The 15,995-nt window shown below is 36.8% G+C and carries 16 protein-coding genes and 1 riboswitch; all 16 genes read left to right on the plus strand.

Going from position 1 to position 15,995, the window contains the following annotated elements; translation table 11 throughout:
• Window positions 1-141: 141 nt before the first annotated feature.
• A riboswitch (cobalamin riboswitch) is annotated at window positions 142-324 on the plus strand.
• Between the two features lie 155 nt (window positions 325-479).
• Genes cbiD through DWV06_RS03535 form a run of 16 tightly spaced genes read left to right on the plus strand, consistent with a single transcriptional unit; the run spans window position 480 to window position 15,987 of the window.
• Entirely contained in the window at window positions 480-1,634 is a 1,155-nt protein-coding gene (gene cbiD, locus DWV06_RS03460) for a cobalt-precorrin-5B (C(1))-methyltransferase CbiD (RefSeq protein WP_115480765.1), read from the plus strand.
• 10 nt (window positions 1,635-1,644) lie between these two features.
• A complete protein-coding gene (gene cobI / locus DWV06_RS03465) occupies window positions 1,645-2,331 on the plus strand; it encodes a precorrin-2 C(20)-methyltransferase (protein ID WP_115480766.1) in 687 nt (228 codons plus the stop codon).
• Window positions 2,328-3,089: a precorrin-4 C(11)-methyltransferase gene (cobM, locus tag DWV06_RS03470; protein ID WP_115480767.1), complete on the plus strand. Its 762-nt coding sequence runs from the start codon at window positions 2,328-2,330 to the stop codon at window positions 3,087-3,089. The genes cobI and cobM overlap by 4 nt, the downstream gene beginning before the upstream one ends.
• A gap of 14 nt (window positions 3,090-3,103) precedes the next feature.
• Window positions 3,104-4,153, plus strand: a complete 1,050-nt coding sequence (locus DWV06_RS03475) for a cobalt-precorrin 5A hydrolase (RefSeq protein ID WP_115480768.1) — start codon at window positions 3,104-3,106, stop codon at window positions 4,151-4,153.
• Entirely contained in the window at window positions 4,146-4,877 is a 732-nt protein-coding gene (cobJ, locus tag DWV06_RS03480; protein ID WP_115480769.1) for a precorrin-3B C(17)-methyltransferase, read from the plus strand. Before DWV06_RS03475 ends, cobJ begins: the two co-directional genes overlap by 8 nt.
• On the plus strand, window positions 4,870-6,876 hold the full coding sequence (gene cobK / locus DWV06_RS03485; RefSeq protein ID WP_115480770.1) for a precorrin-6A reductase: 2,007 nt from the start codon (window positions 4,870-4,872) through the stop codon (window positions 6,874-6,876). Before cobJ ends, cobK begins: the two co-directional genes overlap by 8 nt.
• Entirely contained in the window at window positions 6,873-8,228 is a 1,356-nt protein-coding gene (locus tag DWV06_RS03490) for a cobyrinate a,c-diamide synthase (protein ID WP_115480771.1), read from the plus strand. The genes cobK and DWV06_RS03490 overlap by 4 nt, the downstream gene beginning before the upstream one ends.
• Entirely contained in the window at window positions 8,218-9,267 is a 1,050-nt protein-coding gene (gene cobT / locus DWV06_RS03495; protein ID WP_115480772.1) for a nicotinate-nucleotide--dimethylbenzimidazole phosphoribosyltransferase, read from the plus strand. The genes DWV06_RS03490 and cobT overlap by 11 nt, the downstream gene beginning before the upstream one ends.
• Window positions 9,268-9,284: 17 nt before the next feature.
• On the plus strand, window positions 9,285-9,821 hold the full coding sequence (locus DWV06_RS03500) for a bifunctional adenosylcobinamide kinase/adenosylcobinamide-phosphate guanylyltransferase (RefSeq protein ID WP_115480773.1): 537 nt from the start codon (window positions 9,285-9,287) through the stop codon (window positions 9,819-9,821).
• The gene (locus tag DWV06_RS03505; protein ID WP_115480774.1) at window positions 9,818-10,612 is read left to right on the plus strand and encodes an adenosylcobinamide-GDP ribazoletransferase; all 795 of its coding nucleotides are present in this window, start codon (window positions 9,818-9,820) and stop codon (window positions 10,610-10,612) included. The genes DWV06_RS03500 and DWV06_RS03505 overlap by 4 nt, the downstream gene beginning before the upstream one ends.
• Complete coding sequence (locus tag DWV06_RS03510; RefSeq protein WP_115480775.1) at window positions 10,609-10,989, plus strand: bifunctional adenosylcobinamide kinase/adenosylcobinamide-phosphate guanylyltransferase; 381 nt, start codon at window positions 10,609-10,611, stop codon at window positions 10,987-10,989. Before DWV06_RS03505 ends, DWV06_RS03510 begins: the two co-directional genes overlap by 4 nt.
• On the plus strand, window positions 10,982-11,944 hold the full coding sequence (gene cbiB / locus DWV06_RS03515) for an adenosylcobinamide-phosphate synthase CbiB (protein ID WP_115480776.1): 963 nt from the start codon (window positions 10,982-10,984) through the stop codon (window positions 11,942-11,944). The genes DWV06_RS03510 and cbiB overlap by 8 nt, the downstream gene beginning before the upstream one ends.
• A gap of 13 nt (window positions 11,945-11,957) precedes the next feature.
• Window positions 11,958-13,004, plus strand: coding sequence for a pyridoxal phosphate-dependent aminotransferase (locus DWV06_RS03520; protein ID WP_115480777.1), 1,047 nt, complete (start codon window positions 11,958-11,960; stop codon window positions 13,002-13,004).
• 3 nt (window positions 13,005-13,007) lie between these two features.
• A complete protein-coding gene (locus tag DWV06_RS03525; RefSeq protein ID WP_115480778.1) occupies window positions 13,008-14,522 on the plus strand; it encodes a cobyric acid synthase in 1,515 nt (504 codons plus the stop codon).
• A gap of 15 nt (window positions 14,523-14,537) precedes the next feature.
• On the plus strand, window positions 14,538-15,170 hold the full coding sequence (locus DWV06_RS03530) for a precorrin-8X methylmutase (protein WP_115480779.1): 633 nt from the start codon (window positions 14,538-14,540) through the stop codon (window positions 15,168-15,170).
• A gap of 28 nt (window positions 15,171-15,198) precedes the next feature.
• Window positions 15,199-15,987, plus strand: a complete 789-nt coding sequence (locus DWV06_RS03535) for a sirohydrochlorin cobaltochelatase (RefSeq protein ID WP_115480780.1) — start codon at window positions 15,199-15,201, stop codon at window positions 15,985-15,987.
• The last annotated feature ends 8 nt before the right edge of the window (window positions 15,988-15,995 follow it).

The following is a 15,995-nucleotide window of genomic DNA, read 5'->3' on the forward strand; positions in this document are numbered from 1 at the left end:
TATGAAAACTTTACTAATTCATAAAAACTTAAGGAATATATTAGACTATACAAACAGTTGTTTTTGATTGACTATCTGAAAGATCTATGCTAGGATTTAAAAGAAAAATTCATATTTTTGTATTAAGTGATGCACAAGTTATCTTATTTTTATAATTAAGAAATTGCAATTGTGTATGAGAGGGAATTGAGTGAGAGTCTCAAGCGATCCGGTCACTGTAATTAGGGAATGATACCTGGGAAAACCATTGTATTTTAAATATGAGAAGGTAAGGTAGAGTATTGATCTAAAAGCCAGGAAACCTGCTTAATATATAGAATACGACTTCCGTGCAAAGTTAACATTCTAAAGCATGTAATGAAATAGTTTAAGGAACTATTTTATTTTAGTATTTATGTTTATAATGTCTGCCAAGTATGGTAGACATTTTTTTATTTCTATAAAAAATATATGCGCACCTCGCAGAGAGGAAGTTTTTTGTGGAACAGAGAAAAAAGTTAGAAGATTTTTATATTATTAAAAATGGGAAAAAACTTCATTATGGATATACAACCGGTTCTTGTGCAGCGGCAGCAGCCAAAGCAGCAGCCTTAATGCTTTTGACGGGGGAAGAAATCTCAAATGTAGAGTTGCTTACGCCAAAAGGTATATTACTGGATTTAAAGGTTTGTCAAATGAGACGAGAAGCAGATAATGTAACTTGTGCAATTAAAAAATATGCAGGAGATGATCCGGATGTGACAGATGGTATCCTTATATTTGCGAATGTAAAAAAGACGAAGAAAACCGGTATCGAGTTAGATGGTGGAGTTGGTGTTGGAAGAATAACGAAAAAAGGGTTAGGACAACCCATAGGAAGTGCTGCAATCAATAAAGTTCCAAGAAAAATGATTCTAGAAGCCGTTGAAATGATTTGCAATGAATATGATTATGAAGGCGGGATCAAGATACGAATTGAAGTACCAAAAGGGGTAGAGATTGCAAGGAAGACTTTTAATAAAAGATTGGGGATTGAAGGAGGCATTTCAATATTGGGAACGACAGGGATTGTAGTGCCAATGAGTGAAGAAGCTTTGATAAAGAGTATTGAAATGGAAATCAAGATGAGAATAGAAAATGGTGCCAAATATCTGCTTTTTACTCCCGGAAATTATGGGGAGAATTTTTTGAAAGAAGAACTTGAACTTGATGTTGAACAAAATATTAAGTGTAGTAATTTTATTGGAGAAGCTGTAGATATGGCAGTTAATCTGGAAGCAAGAGGACTGCTGCTTGTCGGTCATGTTGGGAAGCTTATTAAAGTGGCCGGAGGAATTATGAATACGCATTCCAGATGTGCGGATTCCAGAATGGAGATTTTGGGAGCCAATGCAATCAAAGCAGGAGCATCTTTAGAGACCGTAAAGGAAATACTGGATGCAGTTACTACAGAGCAGGGATTACAGATATTACAACATGAGAAACTATTAGAAAAGACAATGGGATATATAGTTGAAAAAATTGAGTTCTATATTAAGAACAGATCTTATGGACAATTGGAGATAGGAGTGATTTTATTTTCAAATGAATTAGGATTGTTGGGACAGTCGGAATCAGTCTGTTATTTAAAAGATATGTTTCGTTATAGGAGATAAAGGAGAAAGTATGAACGGGAAATTATATGGAATTGGAGTAGGTCCCGGAGATCCGGAGTTATTGACATTAAAAGCGCTTCGTATTATAAAAGCCAGTCATGTGGTGGCTTTTCCGGGTGAGCGGATGAAAGACAGCGTTGCCTGCCAAATAGTATTACAAGTCTATAAAGAACTGAAAGAGAAAGTGCTGATAGGAATTACTATGCCAATGACTAAAGATGCCGATAAATTGGAAGAAAGTCATAAGGAGGGGGCAGACCAGATAGAAGAATTGTTAAAGCAGGGGAAACAGGTCGCTTTTTTAACATTAGGAGACCCTACGGTGTATTCCACGTATCTTTATATTCATAAGAAAATCAAAGAGAGAGGATATGAGACAGAAATCGTCAGTGGAATTCCATCTTTTTGCGCAGTGTCGGCCAGACTTAATATAGGTTTGGTAGAAAAGGCAGAAGCGCTTCATATCATACCGGCGTCATATGAAATAGAAGAAGCTTTGGATCTTCCCGGAACAAAAGTACTTATGAAGGCCGGGAAGAATATGAAGGAAGTGAAGGATCAGTTAATTAGAAGAAATAAGAATGCTGTTATGATTGAAAAATGTGGGATGCCTGATGAAAAAATCTATACTAGCCCAGAAGAAATACCAGAAGAGAGCAGCTATTATTCATTGATTATTGTAAAGGAGACCATATGATTAGATTTGTTGGAGCAGGTCCCGGTGCCTCTGATTTAATTACTGTAAGAGGATTAAAAATTATAAAAGAGGCAGATGTGATTATTTATGCAGGTTCTTTAGTGAATAAAGAATTATTAGAATATGCAGGAAAAGAGTGTCAAATATTTAATAGTGCTGTTATGACGTTAGAAGAAGTGATTCAGGTCATGGTTGACAGTGAAGAAAAAGGACTTGATACGGTCAGACTGCATACTGGAGATCCATGTTTATATGGAGCGGTAAGAGAGCAGATGGATATTTTGGAACAAAAGAATATACCATATGAGAGCTGTCCGGGAGTCAGTTCATTCTGTGGTGCAGCTTCTGTATTAAATTTGGAATATACACTTCCGGGAGTCTCTCAAAGTGTGGTTATAACGAGAGTTTCCGGAAGAACTCCCGTACCGGACAAAGAAAGTATTGAGTCTTTTGCAGCACATCAGGCAACGATGGTAATCTTTTTAAGTACCGGGATGTTAGAGGAATTATCGAAAAGACTGATAGAAGGTGGCTATCAGGAAGATTCTCCGGCAGCTATCGTTTATAAGGCTACTTGGAAAGATGAGAAAACTTTTTTATGCACCGTTGGAAGTTTAGCTATGACAGCGGATGAAAATAAAATTTCAAAAACAGCACTAATCATAATTGGAGATGTTCTGTCCCGTGGTCGATATGAAAGATCGCAATTGTATCACCCCAATTTTTCGACGCAGTTTCGTAAAGGTGTCAGTGAGTAAAGGATAAAAGAAAAATGAAAATTGCCTTGATTAGTTTTACTTTAAATGGTCAGATTTTAGGAAAAGAAATAAGAGAAAAATTAAGAATAGATCATTATGAAGTCCAGTTATTTACAAAATGCAGGTACCAAAAGTCAAAAATGGCTATTTATGTGGAAGAATCCATAGAAATGTGGACTGGGAAGATGTTTCAACAAACAGAAGGAATTGTATTTGTAGGTGCCTGTGGTATTGCAGTCAGGAGTATTGCACCATTTTTGAAGGACAAAAAGAATGACCCGGCAGTCATAGTAGTTGATGATACAGGGAAATTTTGTATCTCTCTGTTATCTGGGCACATTGGAGGTGCCAATGAGTTGACTAATATATTGGCACGAAGAATTAGTGCAATACCTGTAATTACTACAGCGACAGATTTAAATCAAAAATTCGCAGTGGATGTTTTTGCAAAAAAAAATAATCTGGAGATGTCTGATAGCTGCCTTGCAAAAGAAATATCGGCTGTTTTGCTGGCAGGAAAAAAGGTGAACATTTTCAGTGAAAGTAACCTGCCTGAAAACCTCCCAGAAGGATTAGTGTTTGTGAAAGAAAATACATCATTTATCAATCTATATATAGGCATATATAGAAATAGAGGAAATTTTAATGATGCTACTTTATTTTTGACGCCTAAAGTAATAACTCTGGGAATTGGCTGTAAAAAAGAAACAAAGTCAGAAACAATTGAGCAATTTGTTGAACAGGTCTGTAAGGAAAATTATATTGATAAAAAAGCGATCAGGCAGGTGGTCAGTATTGATTTAAAAATACGAGAACCTGGAATCTTAGAATATTGTAACAAGTTTAATCTTTCATTTAGGTGTTTTACGAACGAGGAATTAAATAGGGTGAAGGGAGAGTTTTCCTCATCCTTATTCGTAGAAGCTATAACAGGTGTGGATAACGTTTGTGAAAGGAGCGCTGTTTTGGGGAGTAATCAGGGTAAGTTGATTTTGAAGAAAAAAGCGCATTATGGTGTAACGTTAGCGATGGCGGTAGAAGAATGGAGTGTTGATTTTGAATAAGGTTTTTATAGTAGGAATTGGACCGGGTGGTTATGAGCAGATGACGATACGTGCAGTCAGAGTATTAGAAACATGTGATGTGATTATTGGCTATACGGTTTATATTGATTTGATAAAAGAATATTTTCCGGATAAAGAATTCAAGTCGACACCGATGAAGAAGGAAATCGAGCGTTGCAGAATGGCTTTTGAAGAAGCATCGCAAGGCAGGCGGATCGCTATGATCTGCAGCGGCGATGCAGGAATATATGGGATGGCAGGTCTTATGTATGAGATTGGAGAGCATTTTCCCGCAGTACAGTTAGAAGTGATTACCGGGGTAACGGCAGCAACAGCAGGAGCGGCTGTTTTAGGAGCACCTTTGATGCATGATTTTTGCTTCATCAGTTTAAGTGATCTGTTAACTCCTTGGGAAAAAATAGGAAACCGTTTATTGAGAGCAGCACAAGCTGATTTTGTAATATGTCTATATAATCCGTCCAGCAGGAAGCGCTATGATTATCTTGAAAAAGCTTGTGATTTAGTGATGCAGTATAAAAAGGAAGATACCGTCTGCGGAATAGCAATAAATATAGGAAGAGAAAAGGAAGAGATAAAGATTATGAGCTTAAAAGAGTTGCGTAATACACAGGTAGATATGTTTTCGACGGTATTTATCGGAAACAGTCAGACCAAGAATCTAAATGGAAAAATGGTAACACCAAGAGGATATCAAAATGTATAAAAGAGCTGTTGTTTTTGCGGGAACTTTAGAAGGGCGTACAATTGCAGAATATTTAGCCGGTCGAGGTGTTGAGACTTTTGTTCGTGTTGCCACTGCCTATGGAGAAAGTCTGCTACCAAGGATGGAAAATTTAGTAATAAATTCTGATCGGCTTACAATGGAAGAAATGGTAGATTATTTAGAGAAAATCAGACCTCAGGTTGTTGTGGATGCAACACATCCGTATGCAGCAAAAGTAACAGAAAATATTAAAATGGCATGCAGTCATACGAATCTTCTCTATCTTAGGCTATTAAGGGGAAGTGGAAATTTAAGTGAATATGATAAGAAGAAAGATATATTTTATGCTCAAAATGTAATGGATGCAGTAGAGTATTTGGAAAAAAGCCAAGGAAATGTCTTGCTTACAACAGGAAGTAAAGATTTGAAAGAGTTCACGAAATTGAAGAATTACAAGGAACGTTTGTATGTAAGGGTACTTTCTTTGCTCAATGTCGTAAAGGAATGTGTTGATTTGGGTTTTGAAGGGAAACATTTAATCTGTATGCAGGGGCCTTTTTCTTATGAAATGAACAAAGGGATGATTCAACAGTTTGAAATCCGCTATTTAGTCACAAAAGAATCAGGCAGTCCCGGTGGATTTGTGGAAAAATGTCAGGCAGCAGTTGATTGTGGTGTAAAACTTATTATTATTGGAAGGCCGAGTCAGGAAAGCGGTCATGATTTTGCAAGTTGTAAAAGTTCTTTACAGAAGTTATTTCAAATAGAAAGCAGACCAAAAATTTCGCTTGTAGGAATTGGAATGGGAGCTAAGGAAACGATGACGTTAGAAGCAAGGAAAGCTTTGGATGAAGCAGAACTTTTAATTGGAGCAGGGAGAATGCTTGCGGCGGCGTCCAATGAGAACCAGGCAGTTTTTGAAGCATATGAGCCTGTCAGGATAAAAGAATATATTATGGAACATCCTGAGTTTGAAAAAATTGTTATCGCATTGTCAGGAGATATAGGGTTTTTCAGCGGAGCAAAGAAACTGTTGAAAGAATTAGAAGTTTTTGAACAGGCAGGTGAAATGATACAAGTAATTTGTGGAATTTCTTCGGCAGTTTATTTTTGCTCCAAGCTTAAAATTCCTTGGGATGATGTTAAGGTTTCGAGTCTTCATGGGAAAGATGAGAATATAATTGGATTGGTACAAAATCATAAAAAAGTATTTGTTATTGTTGGAAATCAAGATGAGATACAAAAACTTAGTCATAAATTTCTATATTATCAAATGGAAAAGGTGACTCTACATATTGGTGAACGCTTGTCATATCCGCAAGAAAAGATTATATCAGGCAGTCCGTATGATTTCATTGGATATAAAGGAGATCCTTTAAGCGTAGTTTTGATTGAAAATAAAGAAGCCGGGGAAAAAAATGTAACGAATGGAATTCCTGATGAGGAGTTTTTAAGAAATGAAATACCTATGACAAAACAAGAAGTTCGCAGCGTTTCGTTATCGAAACTACGCTTAAAAAAGGATTCTATTGTTTATGATATTGGAGCAGGAAGCGGTTCTGTCTCCGTTGAGATGGCTGGGTGTGTTATAGAAGGTAAGATTTATGCTATTGAGAAAAATGCTAAGGCTCTTCAGCTGATTCGGGAGAATAAGAAGAAGTTCGCAGCAGACAATATCGAAGTGATTGAAGGACTTGCGCCTGAAGCATTAGAAGGGCTGCCGGTACCAACTCATGCATTTATTGGGGGGACAGCAGGGCGTTTAAGGGAAATTGTTAACTTGTTATTAATGAAAAATCCAGAGATTAGAATCGTGTTGAATGCTATTACTTTGGAAACTCTGACAGAAACTTTAGTATGTTTAAAAGATAAAGCCTTAGTGGAAACAGAGATTGTAAATGTTCAAATTAGTAAAGCAAGAGATTTAAAAGAGTATCATTTGATGCAAGGACAAAATCCTGTATTTATTATTTCATTTACCGGAGGGAAACGATTATGAAAGTACCAAGAGTTCTAATAACAGCAGGAGCAAGCGGAAATGGCAAAACGATGATTACATGTGGGATTTTGCAGGCTTTGGTGAATCGAGGGCTTAAGACGGGTTCTTTTAAATGTGGTCCGGATTATATTGATCCTATCTTTCATAGCAGAGTCATAAAAACGAAAAGCCGGAATCTCGACAGTTTTTTGTCTAAGCCGGAGACGGTAAGGGATATATTAGCCATGAATGGAAGTCAGTGTGATATTTCAGTGTTGGAAGGAGTCATGGGTTATTATGATGGATTGGGCGGTACTCATACACAAGCCAGCACTTATGATATTGCAACGATTACGGAAACGCCTGTAATCTTAATTGTTAATTGTAAAGGTTTAAGTCTTTCTGCAGCAGCATATGTTCAAGGTTTTTTACACTTTAAGAACGACAGTAATATCAAGGGAGTGATCTTGAACCAACTGCCGGAAGTGCTTTATAAAAGCATGAAGGACTTAATAGAAGAAGCGGTAGGAGTCGAGGTTTATGGATATGTACCTAATATAGAAGATTTTCAGTTAGAAAGCCGTCATTTGGGGTTGATTTTGCCGGATGAAATAAAAGATATTCAAGAAAAATTAAATGAACTTGGCGGTTTATTTGAACATACTTTAGATATCGACAGCATATTGAGTCTGGCTGATAGTGCACCGGAATTGGAACAGCCTACAGAGATTAAAATTGAGAATAAGTTACGAAGATCTCTTCGAATTGGTGTGGCAAAAGATGAAGCATTTTGTTTTTTATATGAAGACAATTTGAAATATTTAAAAGATCATGGAGTTGAGATTGTCGAATTTTCTCCTATACACGATAAAGTGCTTCCTTCTAATCTTCAAGGTCTTATTCTTCATGGAGGGTACCCGGAACTTTATGTTTTGCAGTTAAGTGAGAATCAATCTATGAAGGAAAGTATTTATCATGCATTAAACAACAGAATGCCTTGTATTGCGGAATGCGGCGGTTTTATGTATCTGCATCAATGGCTGGAAGATAAGGATGGAAAAGATTATCCCATGGTAGGTATCATAGAGGGAAGAACTCATTATACTAATAAATTGTCCCATTTTGGATATATTACCTTATCGCAAGGAAAAGTATTTGGTAAGGAAGTTGGAGAGTTAAAAGCTCATGAATTTCATTATTATGAATCAACTGAATGTGGAGAAAGCTTTTTGGCTCAAAAATCATATAGCAGTCGGAGCTGGAGATGTATTCATTCAACAGATACATTGTTAGCAGGATTCCCACATCATTATTTTTATGGGAATTCTCGTTTGGCGGAAGCTTTTTTGGAGGTGTGTGAGAATGAAACTTAAACAAGTGATTGAAATGATACAGCCTGCAGATGAAAAATCAATGCAACTTTGCCGCAGAAGATGGGACTCTATTGCGAAACCATTGCATAGTCTGGGGAAAATGGAAGATATGTTGATTAAAATTGCAGGAATGACGAAGGATACAACGATGCATCTTGGAAAGAAGGCATTGATAGTCATGTGTGCGGACAATGGTGTGGTAGAGGAAGGCGTAACGCAGTCAGGGCAAGAAGTAACTGCGATTGTTTCAGAAAACTTTTGGAAAACAAAAGCAACTGCAAGTATTATGTGTAAAACGGTTGGTGCAGATATATTTCCTGTGGATATTGGAATTGCGGTAGATACGAATATTATTAATAAGAAGGTTGCTTATGGGACCAAAAATATGGCAAAAGAACCGGCGATGACCAAAGAGGAAGCGATCCGCGCCATAGAAGTCGGAATTGATATGGTAGAAACGCTAAAAGAAAAAGGTTATGGAATAATTGCTACAGGTGAGATGGGCATTGGAAATACGACGACCAGCAGCGCGATTGCAGCGATTCTTTTGGATAAAAAAGTAGAAGAAGTGACAGGAAGAGGGGCAGGGCTGTCAAGTGAAGGTCTGGGAAGAAAAATTACTTGTATTCAAAAAGCCATTCAGCTTCATGCCCCGGATAAAGAAGATGCGATTGACGTAATTCGTAAAGTCGGAGGTTTGGACATTGCAGGAATGACAGGCGTTTTTCTTGGAGGTGCAGCACTTGGAACGCCCATTATTATTGATGGATTTATATCTGCGGTCTCTGCATTATTGGCGGTCAAGCTCTGTCCACATACGAAAGATTATATGCTGGCTTCTCATATTTCAAATGAACCCGCTGCAGTTATGCTTTTGAAAGAATTAGGTTTGGAGGCTTCTCTTGTCTGCGATATGTGTCTGGGAGAGGGAACAGGAGCAATTAGTTTGTATCCCATTCTGGATATTGCCAATGCGGTTTATGAGGGAATGGCAACCTTTGATGCTGTTAATATAGAAAAATATCAACCATTAAGGTAGAAAAAAGGTAGAGAAAAATGTTACATATTATAACAGGTGGTAGTGGAAGTGGGAAATCTGTATATGCAGAGGATAAAATTCTAGCCTTATCCGGACAAGCTTCAAAAGCAAAGCGAATATATATTGCGACTATGTATCCGGTCGATGAAGAAAGTCATCAAAGAATAGAAAAACACCGTCGAATGCGAGAAAACAAAAATTTTGAAACGATTGAGTGCTTCACTAATCTTAAACAATTAGAGGTGCCGAACGATTCTTATGTCTTGCTAGAATGTATGTCGAATCTGGCAGCGAATGAAATGTATCTTGATTTTGGGGCAAAAGAGGATACCGTAAAAGCGGTGTTAGAAGGTATTGATTTACTTTTAAGAAATGTGAAAGAATTGGTTATCGTCACCAATGAAATTTTTTCTGACAGTGGTATTTATTTTGAGGCTACAAAATATTATCTGAGTTGCTTAGGAAATATTAATCAGGAACTCTCCAGAAAGGCAGAAAATGTAGTGGAAGTTGTTTATGGAATCCCGGTTATTTTGAAAGGTGGAAGTTTATGAACCAGATTTATCAAAGTTTTAAAATTGCAATTTCTATGTATTCCAAGATACCGGTAGGTAAAATTGAGTGGAGCAAAGAGAATATGCGTTATGCCATGTGCTTTTTCCCTTGGGTCGGCATAGTGATCGGGGGGTTAAGCTATGGGACATTTCGGTTATTTGTATATTTAAAGCAAATGGGGATTGTTTTTTCGGATTCTTTCATTACTATAGTTCTACTTTTGATACCTGTTTTCATATCAGGTGGAATTCATTTGGATGGTCTATTGGATACTGCAGATGCTCTAAGTTCTTATCAGGAGAAAGAACGTAGATTAGAAATATTAAAAGATGTACATGCAGGAGCTTTTGCCATTATAATTGGTATCGTTTATTTTTTACTTTACTATGGAGTTTATTCACAACTTACTCTGAGATCAATTACAATTATTAGTTTCGGATTTGTATTATCACGAACATTAAGCGGGCTTTCTATTGTTTGCTTTCCATTAGCGAAAGGAACAGGATTGGCAGCAGTTTTTGCAGATGGGGCACAAAAGAGAATCGTTAGAGTCATTATGATGATTTATTTATTTTTATTAGTGAGCGGAATGGTATTAGTAGGAAAGTTTTTAGGAGTAATAGGACTGGTATCGGCTGTTTATACTTATTTTTATTATTATGTAATGTCATTAAAAAAATTTGGAGGCATTACTGGAGATGTAGCAGGTTATTTTTTGCAAATTTGTGAATTAGTAATGGCAGCATGCATTGTGATAGCAGATGTCATTTTAAGGGGCGTGATCGGATGAAAATGATAATTGGAGGAGCATTTCAAGGAAAATATGAATATGCGCAGGAAAACTTCAAGCTTAAACAGTGGATTGATGGTGCGGTGTGTGAAGAGGATGAGATATTTCAGTGTCAGGGAATTAACCACTTCCATGATTATATTAAGAGGCAGTTATTAGAGGGAACCCCTGTAGAGAATCTGGCACAGGAACTAATTGTGAAGAACCCGGAGATTATTATTATTTCGGATGAAATTGGGTATGGAGTGGTTCCGTTGGATAGGTTCGAGAGAGAATATCGTGAAAAGGTAGGAAGAATCTGTACAGAATTGGCAGCGTTCTCTTTGGAGGTGCACAGGATAGTGTGTGGAGTAGGGGTGGTGATTAAACGTGTTTGAAGCATTGCTGCTTGGATTTTTATTGGATCTATGTATCGGTGATCCTGAATGGTTGTATCATCCTGTACGTATGATAGGAAAAGAGATTATTTTTTTAGAAAAATTTCTAAGGAAAGTTTTTAAGCATACACCGACAGGGGAAAGGATAGCAGGGGGACTTTTGGTATTACTGATAGTAGCTGTCAATACGTTAATACCTGTAGTGATTTTATTTTTGGGATATCAGTATCATTTTTGGTTGGGATTCGCAATAGAAACGATTATGTGTTATCAATTAGTAGCAACAAAATCCTTGAAAACGGAAAGTATGAAGGTCTATAAAAAATTAAAGAAATGTGATATAGAAGGAGCACGTTACGCTGTGTCTAGGATTGTAGGAAGAGATACAAAAGAGCTTTCAGAAGAAGGGATTATAAAAGCAACGGTTGAGACGGTCGCTGAAAATTCCTCAGATGGTGTGATAGCTCCACTTTTCTTTATGATGATTGGTGGAGCCGGATTAGGATTTTGTTATAAAACAATTAATACACTTGATTCCATGGTTGGGTACAAAAATGAAAAATACCAATATTTTGGAACCGCTGCCGCTAAGTTAGATGATATTGTCAATTTTGTGCCAGCCAGATTAGCTGCCATGCTAATGCTTGTGTCCACTTTTTTACTGGAATTGGATTTAATAGGAGCAGTAAGGATATTTAAACGGGATCGTTATAATCATGCAAGTCCAAATTCCGCACAGACAGAATCCGTTATGGCCGGAGCTTTGCAGATACAATTAGCTGGTGATGCTTATTATTTTGGAAAACTTTGTAAGAAAAAGACAATCGGAGATAACATCCGGCCAATCTGCAATGAGGATATTGTATTAAGCAACAGGCTGCTTTATGTAACGGCTATGATAGGAATTCTGGTGTATGCAGCAGGATATTTTTGTTTAAGAGTAATAGGAATATAGGAAGGGATGCGTTATGAAAAATCAGATACATGGAGGAGATATTTATAGAAATCAAGGGGTGTTAGATTTTTCAACGAATACCAACCCTTTAGGAATTCCTAAGGCTTTATATGGCGTATTGGCGAATTCCATTCATAAGATTGAACATTATCCGGATATTGCCTGTGAAAGACTTCGGGACGAGCTGGAACGTGTTGAGGGAATTAAAAAAGAGCAGATTATTTGTGGAAATGGAGCAGCAGAGTTAATTTATTCTCTGGTATACGGAGTAAAACCCAAGAAAGCTCTGATACAGTCTCCAACATTTTTAGAATATGAACAGGCGTTGAAAAGTGTGGACTGCCAGATTGAAGTGTTCGAATCTAAAAGGGAGAATGAGTTCCGCCTGGATGAAAAAGTATTGGATAGAATCCATGAAGGCCTGGATATGATGTTTTTGTGTAACCCAAATAATCCAACCGGAATCTTGGTAAATCCCCAATTGATGATAGAAATAGGTAAGAGATGTAAAGAAAACGAAGTCATTTTAGTTTTAGATGAGTGTTTTATTGAATTTGTGAAAGAGCCGGAAAAGTATTCTATGAAACAATATTTAGGGAGAAACCCTTGGATATTTATATTAAAAGCTTTTACCAAGACCTATGCTATGGCAGGATTACGTTTGGGATATGGAATGACCGGTGATATAAATTTAATTGATAAAATAAATAGGGTAACACAACCCTGGACTGTTTCGGTTCTTGCTCAAGAAGCAGGAGTTGCGGCATTAAAGGAAGTTTCTTATATAAAAGAAAGCAGGGAACTGGTAGAAAGGGAGAGGACTTATTTAAAGAAGAGTATGAAGCAAATTGGTTTTAAAGTACTTGATTCTCAAGCAAATTATATTTTCTTTCAAGGTCCGGATAACCTTTATGACAAATGTCTGGAAAGAGGGTTTCTAATTCGTGATTGCAGTAATTATAGAGGACTAGGAAAAGGATATTATCGTATCGCAGTGAAAACAACAAAGGAAAATGAAAAATTGTTAAAAGCTTTTATGGAGTTGACCAAGGAGGAGTAAAAAATGGCTAAGGCTATCATGATTCAGGGGACGATGTCAAATGCAGGTAAAAGTTTGATGGCTGCAGGGCTGTGTCGGATTTTTAAACAAGATGGATATAAAGTGGCCCCATTTAAATCACAGAATATGGCTTTGAATTCTTTTATTACAGAAGAAGGTCTTGAAATGGGAAGGGCACAGGTCATGCAGGCAGAAGCTGCCGGGATTAAACCTTTGGTTTGTATGAATCCTATTTTATTAAAACCCATGAATGATTCAGGTTCCCAAGTAATTATAAACGGAGAAGTTTTTAAGACTATGGAGGCAAGAGACTATTTTACCTACAAAAAGCAGTTAATTCCTGAAATTAGAAAAGCTTATAAAATACTGGATGAAGAATACGATATCATTGTAATTGAGGGGGCAGGGAGTCCGGCGGAAATCAACTTGAAAAAAGAGGATATTGTAAATATGGGGATGGCAAAAATGGCAAAAGCACCTGTACTTTTGGTAGGAGACATTGACCGTGGGGGTGTATTTGCACAATTGGTAGGTACCATTATGTTATTAGAAGAAGATGAAAAATCTATGATAAAAGGTATGATTATTAATAAGTTTCGCGGTGACAAAACAATTTTGGAACCAGGAGTCAAAATGTTAGAAGAAAAATGCCAAATACCTGTAGTAGGATTGGCTCCGTATCTTCAAATCGAAATAGAAGATGAGGATAGCCTGACAGAAAGGTTTGATTCAAAACAGAAGATAAATGATATTGATATTGCAGTCATTCGATTTCCAAGAATTTCGAATTTTACTGATTTTAATCCATTAGAAAATATGGAAGGTGTGTCTCTTCGTTATGTTAAGAACGTTCATCAATTGAAAAATCCGGATATGATTCTTTTACCGGGAACCAAAAATACAATGGAAGATTTATTATGGATGCGGCAGAATGGTTTAGAAGCAGCAATTCTAAAAGCAGCTATGAATCAAAAGATTATTTTTGGAATCTGTGGAGGATATCAGATGTTAGGTGAAAATTTATCGGATCCTTATCATGTAGAAACAGGAGGACAGATGAAAGGTATGGGACTTCTGCCTATAGATACGGCTTTTTCAAAAGAAAAGATCAGAACCCGTGTGTACGGAAAGTTCATGAATATGGAAGGTGTCTTGAAAAAACTGGAAGGTGTGGAACTGGAAGGGTATGAAATCCATATGGGCAATAGTTTGCTGAAAGAAGGATTAAAGCCGATGGTTACTATTAATGACAAGGTTACCAATACCAACAAGCAAGAGGGGGCTGGAAGGTATAATATTTATGGAACCTATGTACATGGTGTCTTTGATAAAGACGAGGTGGTGCAAACAATCTTAACGTCCATTGGAGAGCAGAAAGGATTAGATGTAAACAACATGAAATCGATAAATTTCCAAGAATTCAAAGAAACGCAATATGATTTGCTGGCAGCAAAAATGCGGGAACATCTTAATATAGAAAAAATTTATGAAATCTTAATGGAAGGGATAGTGGATTAGAGTGAGGCAGAAGAAATGAAAGAGATATTTGAAAAAGTCGAACCGAAAGAAATAGAAGCACGTAGTTTTGAAATCATTACAGAAGAATTGGGAGATACTTTGCTTATACCCGGAACAGAACCGATTGTAAAAAGATGTATTCATACAAGTGCAGACTTTGATTATGCTGCGAATCTTTGTTTCTCGGATGGGGTAGTAGAAAAAGCATTAGAGGCTATAAAACAAGGGGCGTGTATTGTTACTGACACGCAAATGGTTAAAGCCGGAATCAATAAAAGAGAATTGGAGAAGTATGGAGGTGAAGTATATTGTTTCATTTCAGACGAAGATGTAGCGATGACAGCCAAAGAGCATGCTTCTACCAGAGCAGCAGCCAGTATGGAAAAAGCAATGCAATTAGACAGACCACTTATTTTTGCAATTGGTAATGCACCTACAGCTCTTATAAAACTTTATGAATTAATGGAAGAAAGAAAATATTATCCCAAATTAGTGATTGGAGTTCCAGTAGGTTTTGTAAATGTTGTACAGTCAAAAGAATTAATTATGAAGTCAGAAAATCCTTATATTGTGGCAAAAGGTAGAAAAGGCGGCAGCAATATAGCGGCATGTATATGCAATGCCTTGCTGTATATGATAGATAGATAATTTAATAAGATCAAGGAGGAGTATAAGAATGAACAGTAATGAGAGAACAGCAATTTTAATCGTAAGTTTTGGAACTACATATAATGATACGCGGATGGTTACCATAGATGCCATTGAAAAGGAGGTTCGGAACGCTTATCCGGATTATCAGGTTTACCGTGCGTGGACCAGTAAAATCATCAGAGATAAAGTTTTCCAACGGGACGGTGTTAAAATCATGAGTGTTACGGAAGCTATGGAGACAATGATAAAAGATGGAATAATGGATGTAATAATTCAACCGACGCACGTAATTAACGGAATTGAAAATGATTCTATGAAAGAAGAAGCATCTGTGTTTCAGAAAGAATTTCATTCAATAAAATTTGGGAATCCATTATTGACGGATGAGATGGATCACGATACCGTGATTCAAATTATAGCTGAAGAATTCCAATACTTAAAACAGGATGAAGTTTTGGTTCTGATGGGACATGGAACACCACATTATGTGAATTCAATTTATGCAGCGTTAGATTATAAGTTCAAGGATAAAGGACATTCGAATATTTTTATTGGAACGGTTGAGGCTTATCCAAGTATCGAGACATTGTTAAATAAAGTTGCAGACTATTCTCCAAAAAAAGTAATACTGACACCATTTATGATTGTAGCAGGAGATCATGCAAATGAAGATATGTCTGGTCAAGAAGAAGATTCGTGGTATAATCAATTTAAAAACGCAGGTTATGAAGTCAATTGTATTTTAAAAGGATTAGGAGAATATCCTGCGATCCGTCAATTGTTTGTTCAACATATTGCGGATGTGATGGGATAAACGGAGGA

Source organism: Anaerosacchariphilus polymeriproducens, from assembly GCF_003363435.1.
Lineage (GTDB): Bacteria > Bacillota > Clostridia > Lachnospirales > Lachnospiraceae > Anaerosacchariphilus > Anaerosacchariphilus polymeriproducens.